We start from the raw sequence: 14,665 nt of genomic DNA on the forward strand, positions 1-14,665 counted from the left end.
CGCCTCGGCGGTTCGGCGAAGATGGGATGGTTCCCCGTGCCCTGCGTTCGCCTGAATTTTCTGTCCCAACCATTGCGGAGTGTGCTATAATAAACTAGATACAACGTGTCCGGCCGCTGGGATCCGGCGTGCGGGACAATGGGAGGAATGTGCGGCAGACGCTGATCTGGCGATGGAACGGAGTATGTGATGAATTTAAAGAAAGATCTTGACGTGACGGCTCTGGGCGAGCTGCTCATCGACTTTACAGAATGCGGGTTTTCAGGTCAGGGGAATCCGACTTATGAGGCGAATCCGGGCGGTGCGCCCTGCAATGTCCTGTCGATGCTGACCAGGCTGGGCCGGAAGGTTGCCTTTATCGGCAAGGTGGGGGACGATATTTTTGGCCGGCAGCTGACAAAGGCTGTGGTCGAGCAGGGCATCGACATCGGAGGACTGAGGAAGGACTCGGAAAATCACACCACACTTGCGTTTGTGGAAAAACTTCCTGACGGTGATCGCGACTTCTCATTCTATCGGAAACCCGGTGCGGATATGTCTTTGTTACCTGAGGAAGTGGACATTGACAGAATCCGGCGAGCGAGGATTTTTCACTTTGGCACTCTATCTCTGACGGATGAGCCGGTGCGCAGTGCAACGCGGGAAGCTGTTCATGTTGCGGAGGAATCCGGCTGCATCAGGTCCTTCGATCCAAATCTCCGACCGCCTCTCTGGGAGAGCGAGGAGGAGGCCAGACGTCAGACTGCCTATGGCCTGGAGCATTGTGATGTCCTGAAAATTGCGGACAATGAAATCCGGTGGTTCACGGGCGAGGAGGACTTCGACGCCGGTCTGGATATTCTGCAGAGGGATTATCCGGGAATCCGTCTGATCTGCCTCTCCATGGGACCGGAAGGGAGCCTTGCGAGCTACAAAGGCTTTCGTTTCAGGGTTCCCGCTTTCTTGAATGAGAACACGATTGAAACCACCGGCGCAGGGGATACCTTTGGCGCCTGTGTACTTGACTTTGTTCTGGAGCACGGACTGGATGACCTGTCCGTCGGAGACCTGCGGAGCATGCTTGTATTCGCCAATGCAGCTGCATCTGTTGTGACGACGCGCAGGGGAGCACTTCGGGTAATGCCGACCCGTGAAGAGGTGGAGGAGCTTTGCGGAAGCGTTGAGGGTAGAAAATGAGCAGGAAAACAAAGAACACTTCGGAAAAGAATACGTCCGCCCGCAGACGCGAATCTGCCGCGGAGCGCCGGGAGCGGATTTTTCGGGAACGCCTTGCCGCCTGTTATGATGAGATGAAGTGGCTCTACTGTGAGCTGTATCACAATGATGAGCAGGCGTTTTCCTATTTCACTGAAATGCTCCGCCGGATGTACGCAGAACGGAGCGCCGCTCTGCACAAATGGGATGAGCAGAGAGCAGGATCAGGCTGGTACAAAAGCGGACGGACGCTCGGGATGTGCCTCTATGTTGACAGCTTTGCCGGAATTCTTGAGGGTGTCCGGGAGCATCTGCCATATATCGAGGAATGCGGGGTGAATTATATCCATCTGATGCCGCTTCTGAAAAGCCCGGAGGGTAAGAGCGACGGAGGATATGCGGTTTCGGACTTTACGGAGGTGGACCCCCGGCTGGGGAGCATGAAGGATCTGGCTCGCCTGACGCGGGACTGCCACAAAAAAGGCATCGCCGTCTGTCTTGATTTTGTGATGAATCATACCAGCGATGAGCACGAGTGGGCAAAGAAAGCCAAGGCTGGGGATCCGGACGCTCAGGCACGCTATTTCTTTTTTGACGGATGGGATATTCCCAATCAGTTTGAGCCATATATTCCGGATGTCTTCCCGACGACGGCTCCAGGGAATTTCACCTGGTGCAGTGAGGCCGGAAAAGTGGTTATGACGATGTTCTATCCTTATCAGTGGGATCTGAACTACGCCAACCCGACGGTGTTCAATGATATGACCGCAGCCATGCTCAATCTTTGTAATCACGGAGTGGATATCGTTCGCCTGGATGCAGTGCCCTATATCTGGAAACGCCGCGGCACTGACTGCCGCAACCAGCCCGAGGTCCACAGTCTGGTACGGCTCCTGCGTCTGGCGGCGGGAGTGGTCTGTCCCGGAACGCTGCTGCTGGGCGAGGTGGTGATGGAGCCCGGCAAGGTGATGCCTTATTTCGGCACAGTCGAAAAACCGGAGTGTGATATGCTCTATAATGTCACGACGATGGCGACGACCTGGCACACTGTGGCGACAAAGGATGTCCGGCTTCTGGAGCACCAGCTGAGCATTGTATACGGTCTGCCCCGGGAATTCACCTTCCTGAATTATCTTCGCAGCCACGACGATATCGGCTGGGGCCTGGATTATGACTTTCTGGCGCAGTTTGGTACGGAACAGACAGCCCACAAAAAATTCCTGAACGATTTTCTGACAGGCAAATGGCCGGGCAGTCCCTCCCGCGGAGAGCTTTATAATGACGATCAGCTCCGCGGCGACGCGCGTCTCTGCGGAACAACAGCTTCCCTCTGCGGCATTGAGGCGGCAGAATATGAGGGCGACAAAGAAAAACTCGACTGGACAGTTCGCCGAGACATTATGCTGCACGCGTTTCTTCTGACACAAAGCGGGGTTCCGGTCTTATACAGCGGCGACGAAATCGGTCAGACCAATGATTATACCTATCATGACGATCCCCTTCGCCGAGACGACTCCCGGTATATCCATAGGGGCCGTTTTCATTGGGAGGATGCGGCTCTGCGTAGTGACCCCTCCACCCGTGAAGGCCGGATCTTCCTGTCCCTTCAGAAACTGATCGGCATCCGTGCAGCCCTCCCTGTATTCGACTCTGCCGCCGACTGCTGGATTATTAATACCGGCAGCGACCATGTTCTTGGCATCGGCCGTTACCACCGGGGACAGAAGCTCATTGCGCTGTTCAACTTCGGCGATGACGATCAGGACATCTGGCTGGACGCTGACGAACCCTTACTGGATCTGATGCAGATCCCCACCGGCATCCTCGAAGCTGCCCTGTCCGGTGATGCTGAGGCTGCCGCGACCGGTGCTTCCGTCGGCGATTCTGGCATGGCCCACGCGACAGATGCCGCCGCCGGCACCGCTGAGGTTACCAAGACCGGTGTCGCCGCCGACGGTGCCACATTCGTCGGGATTTCGACGGCGGATCCTTATGGTACGGTGACAGATCCGGATATTATGAAGTCGGATTGGGTTGTAAGACCCGGTCAGATTCATATACGGTGTCATGATTTCAGATGGCTGCTTCATAAATATAATTCGGAGGCCTGAGGCGGAATGCGGCCGTCTGTCATGTTGTGCTGCGGTCGTTCACGCTGTCGGCCTATGCTGTTGCGCTATGCCGCGGTCGTCCTCGCCGCCTGCTTGCTGTTTTGTCCCATCGCCTGCTTATCGGCTATACGCGTTACCGGATTCGTTTCAGGAAAATGTATTCCCGCCAGTGATTAATCAGCCGGGTTCTCTGCCGAACCCTGAGTGGGAATTGGCAACCGTCTTTTGTGGTGCAAAATCCGTCTCTCATCGTGGAAACATGGTCGAGATTGACGATGATACCTTTGTTGATGGAGAGAAAACGCGGGTCGCCGTCCAGCCGTCCGAGCAATTGAGACACCGTCATTCGTGTGCGCCAGGAACGGTTTTCGACATCACGGACAGTCATATAATGGCCGCAGCTCTGGCAGGAAATGAGAAACTTGAGGGGGAGGCGGATGCGCTTCCGGTCGGCAGTGAATTCGAGATATCCGTGATCGTGGAACAGGTAACGACAAAGGTCGTCCATCAGCTTCTGAAAGCGCTGGCAGCTCACCGGCTTTATAAGACAATCGAACGCATGGAGAGAAAAAGCCACCCTAATATGATCCCGATTTTCAGTCAGGAGCACGATCATTGCGGTGCCCGATGCTTTGCGCAGAGTTGCCGCAGTTTCCAGCCCGTTTGATCTTTTCGCTCTGGCTGTATGTTCTGTCTGCGCTGCGCCATCCGCGTTGGTCGTATGTTCTGTCTGCGCTGCGCCTTCTGACACAGTCGTATGCCCTGACTGCGTGGTGCTGTCTGACTCTCCCGGGCCGATGTCCAGAAAAACGACATCGAACCTGCCGAAGTTCTCTGACGCCAGAAATGTATCGCCGCTCTCGAACAAAGTGCAGTCCGCAGCAATCGGTTTATCTGACGCATATTTTTTCAGGAGCATGACAAAATACTCCCGAACTTTGCGTTCTGCATTAACAATTGCAACTTTCAATCGCTTACCTTCACTTTCTTAATATTCAATATCAACTCCTGCCTGACCGTTCGACGAAGCCGAAAAAAGAGTAGTCAAAGCAGGCGTATGCCGAACATAACACCAACCTTCTTGTTTAGTATAGCACCAAAAGTGAGAATTTTCTATACATAATTATAAAATATTGGCAAATTGTTCTCGCCGCTTTTGCACATCCTCGAACTTTCACGTGAACTCGAACCGTTGCGTCTTCAGCCTTCGCAATCCTTTGCGACCTCACCGGCCAAAGATAAAGCTGCTGAATTGCCCGGAGTATCGCTGCAGGAGGCAGAGGACCACTTATTGGATAGTGTGTTAAATTGCCGGTGCGAAGGCCCGGCGAGGAAGGTGGTCAGAGCATCAGAATCAGAAAAAAACAGCAGGAAAATACGGGAGAAAATAACGAAAAAACGGTTATGAGAATTTATTGACGTTGATGACAGAAACGGTCGGAAAAGGGTAGATTTTGCCATTGACAGAAAATTTTCTTTAATTTTTTTTGAAGGGCGTGGAAGCAAGTAAATGCAAGTGTTATGACAGATGAAGCGGGTATCGCGGAACGAGGGAGCACCGCAAAAGGAAGCATTTTATGATATCATTTCTATAAGACGGCTGACGCCAATAGGGTCGACATCAAGGTGAATGCCTGCGATTATAATGCGTCCGGTGTGCCGATACGGGACGGTCGGAATCAGGGCAAATCCTTGCAAATCCTTGCGGGCCCGGTGCAGCCGGTGTGCTGATACCGGGACGGCTGACGCCGGAACGGAAAATCCAGACGGCAATGAAGAATCCGACCTGATGAGCAGAGACTGATTCTTTTATTTTACGCCGGATGGAATTGCGAGAGGCTCGGGGAGCTTGAGACATCAAGGAGTTCGGAAGGCTTTGGGAAATCACAGATCCTGAGGAACTGAGGACCTTGAGAAATGAAGATCTCTGAGGAGTTAAGAGCCTTAAGAAGGTAAGAGACAATTAATTAAGGGTGGATGATTTATGAAAAGAAAGAATGGTAGAAGTATGCTTCGCAGACTCCTGCTGGTGCTGACCGCGGCGATGGTTGCGGTTTTTGTGTCCGCAGCGATGGGCAGTGCGGCCGCACAGGACGAGCCGGAGCACACCAAGACACTGGCCAGCAACCACGACGGAACGTACACGCTGTCGCTGGACGTGAAGGGAACGACGAGAGAGTCGACCACTGATGTTTCCGCGAATGTCATTGTTGTAATGGACATCTCCGGGAGCATGAATAATTATGCGGGAAGCACCACCAGGCTTGACGCCGGAAAGACGGCAGTGAACGGCCTGGCGAAGGAACTGCTGTCTAAGAACACCTCCGCCAATCCTGATTCTGTGCAGATGGCGTTGGTCACATTCTCCACAACGGCGACGACCAACATCTCCAAAACGACGAGCTATACCGCCTTTTCGAGAGCGGTGAACGGGCTCAGCGCATCCGGCGGAACGAACTGGGAGGATGCGCTGCAGGATGTGGAAAACATCTCATTCGGAGATAACGATCCGACCTATGTAATCTTCTGTTCAGACGGAAATCCCACCTTCCGCAATACGAAAGGGGATTATTGGAACATTGATGACGATTATTATTACCGATACGGTGTCTACGGCACAGGCAGCGAGAACGACACAACTGTGGAGCGCTGCTACAATCACGCCAGGGACGATGCAAGAGCCCTTGTGAACAAAGGCAAGCGTCTATATACGATCGGCGTGTTCGGAAACGTGGACCGGATGAAGTCGCTGACAAATTATGCTTACACGGGCAGTGACACCGGGATTCCCGACGATACATATTACTATGCGGCGAGTGATTCCACGGCTCTGAGCAAGGCGCTGAAGGCGATTCTGCAGGAAATTGAGATGGTGGGCATTGGAAAAGTCACCGTAAAGGACGGAACCACCAATCAGGTCACCACCAGCTCCGGTGAGATCTGCTCGCTGCTGTCCGTGGACGAGAAATCCTTTGTTTATACCCTGAAAGATACCGACGGGACGGAGCACACGATTCTTCTGAAAGACGGAAAGATCAGCACAATCGACGGCGGAACCCGAAACGTGAAACTGAAGGGCGGAAAGATCCTGGAGGTTGGAGCGCCGATGCCGGAGGCTTCCTTCAGGGACGGCGCCGTCACGTGGGATCTTACGCATCTGGGGCTTCTGGAGAACGGCGTAACATACAGGGTCAGTTTCATTTGTTATCCGAGCCAGGATACCAACGACCTGATTACCAGCCTGAAGAACAAATGCACGTACAGCGAGATTCCCTCGGCGATGAAAAAGTATTTCAGATCCGGGCTGTCGGATACTGACGTCGTGACCTACGACGATCTGACCTCCGAGGTTCAGAAATACCTCACTTCTGATTACAAGCTGACTACGAATACAGAAGCGACTCTGACCTACGACGATACAGGCACAGAGACCGATGAAACTCAGAATCCGGTGAAATATATCAACCCGGACGGAGTGCCTCTTTCGGTGGACAGCGTCACAATTACCAAAAAATGGGTGAATGACGTGGATTCCCGGGAGGGGAGCGAGGTGCAGCTGAACGTTATTCAGGATGGGAAGACGGAGACGCCCAGCGCCCATGTGACGCTGAACAGCGGCAACAGCTGGTCCGCGTCAACCTATACGGGGAACGGTCTTGCGGTAACGGTCAAAGACGATGCCGGAAAGATTACCGGAATCAAGGTATACAATACCGGACATGATTACGATCTTCAGGAGCCGAAAGCACTTGGATATTTCTGGGAAATCGACGCGGATACTATTCATCCGATGAGGATCGACGGAAAACTTTATACGCTGGCGAAGGTGAGCGGAAGCGATGTTCCCTCCGGAATGGAGGATGACGACACTTACTTCGTTTCCGGAGACGACACCTACTATCGGATCGGTTCTTCCGTCTACAGGGTTCTCTTTGAGGGCGAGGAAAATGCAAACTTCAATATCACAAATTACCGGCAGAGTTCGCTGGAGGTGACAAAGAAGGTGACCTCGGACGCTGATGCTGAGATTCCGGAAGCGCAGTTTGAATACACCTTCAGCGCCGTCTGCAAGGACGGAAGAGATTATGTGTTCGGCGTGCGTGACGAGAAAGGCAATCTGGTCACCGGTCTAAATCCGACCAATTCGATTCCAGAGGAGAAGGACGGCAAAGAAACCGGGCGCTATCAGGCGGGCAGCGGAGTCACGGTTACCGTGAAAATAAAGGCAGGCTGGACGATCAATCTGCTGGATCTGCCTGTCGGAAGCACCTATTCTGTGACGGAGTCCGCTCCGGGCGGAAGCTTCCGTCTCGACACACTGAAAAGTTCGGTTACTCAGGCGGAGAATCCGCCGAAGCAGGCGACCGCGGCGAAAACCGACGGAAGGACAGCCAGCGGAACCATCGATTGTGTAGATACGCAGTACCATGTTGAATACACCAACAAGTATTTTGTCAGAGAGGTTTCCGTATCGAAATCCTGGAATGATGCTCAGAATCAGGACGGAATCCGGCCTGACAGCGTTCGCGTGAAGCTTTATGCGGACGGCGAGGCGGTGAAAGACGCAGACGGCAACGACCTGACGATTACTCTCTCCGCAGACAACGGCTGGAAATCGAGCTTCAAGGGACTTCCCCGCTACAGCGGCGAGAAGGAAATCCAGTACACGGTAGAGGAAGTAAAGGATAATACGATTACCGGAACAGACGGTCCGAATACGTATAAGACGGCCGTGATCGGAAATATGACTGAGGGCTACAGCCTCACCAACACTCATACGCCGGAGACGGTGGACATCAGCGGAACCAAGACGTGGAAGGATGACGAGTATCAGGGAAAGGCCGGGTATACGCGTCCCGACAGCATTCAGGTTACGCTTACCGGTACGGCGGGAGATTCCTCTGCGGCGGTGTATACAGACACTAAGAAGGTGACGGCGGACGACGGCTGGAAATACAGCTGGAAGAATCTGGCGAAGTATTCCAACGGAAAAGAGATAAAGTATACCGTTACAGAGACTGCTCTCAGCGGTTTTGATACGGCTTATGACGGTTACAATATCACGAATACTCCGATGAAGAAGGCGGAGATCGACGCACCGGTCAGCCTGACGCTGTTCAAGAAGGACAGTGCCACAGGCAACGGACTGAACGGAGCGGTATTCACACTGACTGACTCCGGACAGGGCAGCAGGACGTATACCACCGGTACCGACGGCAAGGTTTCCATAGAATTCACAAAGGCGGGAACCTATACGCTGACAGAAACGACAGCGCCGGAGGGATATGAGCCGAACGGGAAATCCTACGAGGTGACCGTAACCAGAAGCGGCGTGGTCAAAGTGGAATTCGACGGACAGAACAAGGTCTGGAACTGGTTCTACAACCTGCTCTTCAGTCCGGAAATCGAAGGAAACACACTGACCGTGGAAAACACGACGACCACGGCCGATGTGAACGTGACCAAGAATTGGGATGATAACGGCGACAAAAATAAGGTACGTCCGGACAGTGTAACGATGCAGCTGTATCAGACTGTCGGCGGAAAGACACAGAAGGTCGACGGAAAGACGCTTACGCTGACCGCAAATGACGCTACATCGGGAGACAGCAATGTCTGGAAAGGGACATTTGAGAAACTTCCGGCTTATGTGGACGGAAATAAGATAGAATATACAATCAAGGAACTGAACAGCAGCGGCACCGCGGTGAACGACGGCGAAAAACTGGACGGCAATTATACCGTGTTCTATTCCGGTGACACGCTGACCGTGACCAACAGCTATACCAACGCCAAAGCGAACCTGAAGGTGAAGAAGAGCTTCAACGGATGGGATGCGCTTCCGGAGGCGGAATTCACGTTCCGGCTGGCTGCGGTGACCGATGGTGCGCCGATGCCGGAGTCCGGTACAGTGAAAGCGACAAAGAACTCTCCCGAGGCTGCGTTCGGCAGCATTACCTACAGCAAGGCGGGTACCTACGAATACACGCTGACAGAGGTGAAGGGCGATCTGGCGGGCGTGACGTACTCCACGGCGAGCCACAAGGTTCTGGTGATCGTGACAGAGGACAGGGAGACGCATAAGCTCTCAGCTGATGTCAAATACGACGGAGAGAGTTCTCTGACGGTTACGAATATCTTCCGGCCGGTTACTCTGTCCGGGGACAAGGCGCTCAGCGTGACCAAGAAGGTCGAGGGCAGAAACGCTTCCGAAGCGTTCCAGTTCAGCCTGATGCCTGCAGAGGACAACCCGCAGGGAGCATCCATCGCGAAGGACGGAAATACGGCAGTCACCAGAAGCAGCATCGCAGACGGCTCCAGTGATACTGTGAAGTTCGGCGATGTGACGTTTACAAGGACAGGTACATATAAATTTGTGGTCAGAGAGACCAATACTGAAGTTCCGCAGGGCTGGACCTACGCGAACGGAGAAAAAGACGCGAAGACTGTCACGGTGACCGTGACAAAGGATGCCGACGGTCAGCTGGCTGCGGCGGTGGCCGATAACAATCCGGTCTTTACCAACAGATATGAAGCGAAGTCTGTGACACTGGGCGGCGACACCGCGCTGAAGGTGACCAAGAAGGTGACCGGCTGGAACGCGAAGGAGGCCTTCTCCTTCCGGCTGACACCGGCTGCCGATAACCCGGAGGGCGCCGTCATCGCAGACGGCGGCGATACCGCGACAACAAAGAGCAGCAGCCTCGCAGCGGGAAGCAGTGAAACCGTCAGCTTCGGTGACGTGACATTCACGAAGGCGGGAACATATGTATTCAATGTCCGGGAAACTAACGCGGATCCCGCCGCGGATTCCGGATGGAGCTATGACAAGACCAGTCATCCGATTACCGTTGTCGTCACCGATAACGGCAAAGGACAGTTGGAGGCTTCCACCGTGGCGAACGGGAAGGATACCAACGATCCGACCGTCGTTAACAGTTACTCCGCGAAGCCTGTGACCCTGGGCGGCGATACCGCGCTGAAGGTGACCAAGAAGGTGACCGGACGTGATGCTCTGAGCGCGTTCACCTTCAGACTGACACCGTCCGACAACAACCCGGAGGGTGCAGTCATGGCAGACGGAGGCGATACCGCGACAACAAAGAGCAGCAGCCTCGCAGCCGGGAGCAGTGAGACCGTCAGCTTCGGCGATGTGACCTTCACAAAGGTCGGTATCTATACCTTTACGGTAAAGGAGACTACGACTGCGAGCAAGGGCGGCTGGACCTATGATAACGGGGAAAAAACCATTACGGTTAAAGTAACGGATGACGGAACCGGTACGCTGAAAGCTGAGGTGACCGGCAACAACCCGACCGTCACTAACAGCTATGAAGCGAAACCCGTGACTCTGGGCGGCGGTACCGCGCTGAAGGTGACCAAGAAGGTGACCGGACATGATTCCGCAGAGGAGTACCGGTTCAGTCTGACGCCTGCGGCGGATAATCCGCAGGGAGGAGCTTCCATCGCGCAGAACGGCGACACAGCGAAGACCACAGGAAAGATTGAGGCCGGAAAGAGCCAGACCGTCAGCTTCGGCGATGTGACCTTCACAAAGGCAGGGACATACCGGTTTATAGTGAAGGAGACGAATGAGAATGCTCCGAACGGCTGGACCTACGCCAATAAGGATGCTGATGCGAAGACAATCACCGTCACCGTGACAGATGACGGGCAGGGACAGCTGCACGCAGAAGCGAATACGACGCCTGAATTTGTCAACAGCTATAAAGCGGAGCCTGCTGTACTGGAAGGCGACACCGCACTGAAGGTAACCAAGGCGGTAGACGGTCATAAGGCTGTGGAACCGTTCACCTTCCGGCTGTCGCTGAAGAGCGGAGCCGCGGAGAACGTCAAAATAAGTGATGACATGGCGGTTACCGGGAACGGCATCGAAGCCGGACACAGCGAGACGCTGAGCTTCGGAAAGGTGACCATCAGCAAGGCAGGCGAATACACCTTTGCGGTAAAGGAGACTACGACACCGAGCAAGGGCGGCTGGACCTATGACAACGGTGAAAAGGTCATCAAGGTCACGGTTGAGGATGATCATAACGGACATTTGATCGCACACGTAGACGGAAATGACCAGACTGTTACGAACAGTTTCAAAGCGGCGACCCTCGAGGACGATGCCGCGGTTGTCGGCACCAAGACACTGTATGGCCGCGACATGCACGAAGGGGAGAAATACGAGTTTACCATCGAAGGAAATAACGATGTGACCCGGGCAGCTGTTGACAGCGGAGAAATCACGATTGAGAAGACCAGAACTTCTGTGACGGGAGGAAAGAACGGGGAACCGACCTCCTTCAGCTTCGGAAAGCTGACCTTCACAGAAGAGGGCGAGTACGAGTTCGCAGTGAAGGAAATCGCCGGACAGTCTGCGGGCCTGACCTATGACAGCAAGATCCATGTGGTTCGCGTCAAAGTGACGAAGGGCGACGGCGGACAGCTTGTGGCGACCGCTGCGGAAAATAAGCCGGCGTTCAAGAACTACTATACGGCGACGGGCAGTATTACGCCTTCCGGTACGAAGAAGCTGCTCAGCAAAAACGGTGCAAGCCTGAGCATGACGGCCGGAGCCTTCACGTTCGATATCCGGTATGCGGACGGCGACCAGGCGAAGGTGCTCAGCGGACAGAACGCGGCAGGGAAGGATGCAGCGATTCAGTTCGGAGCCCTGGAGTATTCCACTGCCGGAGACAACTCTCTGGAGAAACTGGTGGAGAAGGGCTATGCCAAGAAGTCAGTCGAAAACGGCAAAACCGTGTACAGCATCGATTACAAAGTAACCGAAAACGAACCGGAGAACGCGGCGCTGCAGCCGAACACTCAGACGGAGTCCTTCAGCGTGAAGATTACGGTGAATCCGTCCGGAAATCAGTTGAGCGTGGAAAGCGACGGTGCGAAGAAGCTGGATTTCACCAACCGTTATGAGGCTAAAGATGCGGTGATCAACGTGTCGGGTCTGAAGACCATGAGCGGAGACCGGCCGCTGAAGGCAGGCGAATTTACCTTTGCTCTCAAAGGAGAGGATAACGCGCCGATGCCGAAAAACTCTGAGGTGAAGAATGGAGAAGGCGGAGTTGTGAACTTCGGAGACATCACGTTCACAAAGGACGATCTGGGAGACAGCAGCGAAAAGACCTTCACCTACACAGTAAGCGAAACCGGAAATCAGCCAGGCGTGACCAACGACGGCCAGAAAACCTTCAAGGTGACTGTTAAGGACGACGGCAATGGACTTCTGGAGGCGAAGACGGATCCGGAGGGAACTCTGTTCACCTTTGCGAACCGGTACGAGCCGACACCGGGAGAATCCTCGGTAACCGATGATATTTCAGTCACAAAGAAACTGGCCGGAAGAGATCTGGCGGAGGGCGAATTCACCTTCCGGCTGAAGGATGAGACCGGCAGGGTTGTGGATACGGTGAAAAATAAGGCAGACGGAAGTGTGACCTTCTCGAAACTGAAATTCACTGAGGCAGGAACCTATACCTACACGGTTTCCGAGGTCAGGGGCGATAAAGAGCACGTGACCTATGACGGCGCTGAGTACAAAGTTACAGCGACTGTAACCGACGCCTTCGACGGAAAGCCGATGAGTGTCAGCTGGAGCTGCGGAGTCGGGGAGAAGATAACCTTCAATAATACGTACACCAAGCCGATTCCGACACCGTGCTATCTGGACCCGCCGCTCCATAAGGTTGTGAAGGGCAACCCGGCCAAAGACGGAAAATTCACCTTTGTTCTGAAAGGTAAGAGTACCACGGCTGAGGCAGGCAGTCTGCCGATGCCGAAGGGTTCCTCCGGACAGACAAAGACGATTACTGTCCGGGGAGCAGGCTCCTACGAGTTCGGAGTTATCAGGTTCACAGAGCCTGGAACCTACGTCTATACGATGACGGAGAAGGACAACCGCGCAGCCGGTTACACCTACGACACATCGGAATACACCCTGACCTGCATCGTGACAGAGAGCCGCGACAACAGGCTTCATGTGAAGGCTGAGGTCACAAAGGACGGGAACAGAACCGGCAAGGCGAAATTCACGAACCGGTACAAGAAGCCCGAACCAAAGAAGAACGGCCCGGATACCGGCGATCGTTCCGACCTGACGCTGATGATCCTTCTGGGAGCGACCTCTGCGGCTGCTCTGGGAGCACTCTGGGCGTACAGGCGCAAAACAGAATGCGATTGATATAAATAAATGAGAGAATAACTGACCGTTGGCAGCGGTATTAAGTTCGACAGCGCTCATCAGGCGCCGCAGGCACCGAACACCGAACAAGTTCGACAGTGCCGGACAGACGTTGCAGGTACCGAACAAACCCGACAGCGCCCATTGAGCGGACACCGAGTTATTACTCTTCAGTGACAGAGACCGAAGCATCGGAGGGAATATTGACCTCACATACAGAGACGAAACCCCTCTCCCCGGTGCCCCGGTCTCTTCGCGTTATGCTGCGGGTTGCGGGCTGATGATGGAAAGAGCACCGTAGGCGAACGCCGCGGATGTGAACCTGTCGACGAGCGCCGCGAACCGCACGGGAACATTCAGTCACAATACACCATCCCTTCGCAATATCAACATAATTGGAATCCAGAATATGAGATGGAATTATCATATAAAACAAGGAGAATGCAATGAGCAAGAACACAACAAAAAAGAAATCCAGCAGCGTAATCGTGTGGATCTTTTATGTCCTGGCGATTCTGATGCTGGCACTGACCTGCTACATGGTATACTCAGCCATTTCATATCTGGCAAACTATGCGTCTCAGTATGGGACGACACTTTCCAGCATGAAGGGTGATGTATTCCAGTACACACTCCAGCAAGCGGCGCCGTACCTGACGTATACGATTCTGATTTTCGGTATCGGCAAGGTCCTTGACACGGTGAACAAAATTGTTCCCGCCGGGAGTGCAGCATCCGGGGCGGCGTCCTCAGATGTTCAGTCGAAGAAGTCCGTGAAACCGGAAGAAGCTACGGAGACCGCTGCTGCAAGCAAGGCGAAGACAGAGAAAACCGAAAAACCGGCGGAGAAAGCGACAGCTTCGGATAAGCAGAACTCGCCAAAGGAGGCTGCGGAAAAAGATACGGCCTCAGATGAAAAAGCGAATGTCGACGAGTCGGAAAAGGCTGCGGACAATGGGAAGACCGAAGACGAAACAAAAACCGAAGACGATGCGAAGAACGGGGATGCTCCCGCTGCCGCAGATGCCGGAAATAAGTCAAACAAAAAGTCATCGAAGGAAAAATAGCATAGAACGACGCATTGAGACAACGCAGTAATAAGAAAAAAAGGACGCTGCCCGGACTGCAAAAACAGTAGTCCGAGGCGCGTCCTTTT

5 protein-coding genes are annotated in these 14,665 nt (G+C 53.9%); 4 read left to right on the plus strand and 1 reads right to left on the minus strand.

Features of this window, described 5'->3' with window-relative positions; all coding sequences use genetic code 11:
• Positions 1–189 precede the first annotated feature (189 nt).
• Complete coding sequence (locus FYJ64_RS03320) at positions 190–1,176, plus strand: carbohydrate kinase family protein (RefSeq protein WP_154573831.1); 987 nt, start codon at positions 190–192, stop codon at positions 1,174–1,176.
• Positions 1,173–3,305 (plus strand): alpha-amylase family protein, encoded by a 2,133-nt coding sequence (locus FYJ64_RS03325; protein WP_154573832.1) that lies wholly within the window; start codon positions 1,173–1,175, stop codon positions 3,303–3,305. Before FYJ64_RS03320 ends, FYJ64_RS03325 begins: the two co-directional genes overlap by 4 nt.
• 133 nt (positions 3,306–3,438) lie before the next feature.
• Here FYJ64_RS03325 and FYJ64_RS03330 read toward each other — a convergent pair whose 3' ends face one another.
• Positions 3,439–4,275, minus strand: coding sequence for a LytR/AlgR family response regulator transcription factor (locus tag FYJ64_RS03330; RefSeq protein WP_154573833.1), 837 nt, complete (start codon positions 4,273–4,275; stop codon positions 3,439–3,441).
• A 1,014-nt stretch (positions 4,276–5,289) separates the two neighbouring features.
• On the opposite strand from FYJ64_RS03330, the gene FYJ64_RS03335 reads away from it, so the two are divergent.
• Positions 5,290–13,509, plus strand: a complete 8,220-nt coding sequence (locus tag FYJ64_RS03335; protein ID WP_154573834.1) for a Spy0128 family protein — start codon at positions 5,290–5,292, stop codon at positions 13,507–13,509.
• Between the two features lie 446 nt (positions 13,510–13,955).
• Positions 13,956–14,576, plus strand: coding sequence for a hypothetical protein (locus FYJ64_RS03340; protein ID WP_154573835.1), 621 nt, complete (start codon positions 13,956–13,958; stop codon positions 14,574–14,576).
• The last annotated feature ends 89 nt before the right edge of the window (positions 14,577–14,665 follow it).

Source organism: Hornefia butyriciproducens (assembly GCF_009695915.1).
In the GTDB taxonomy this organism is placed as follows: domain Bacteria; phylum Bacillota; class Clostridia; order Peptostreptococcales; family Anaerovoracaceae; genus Aminicella; species Aminicella butyriciproducens.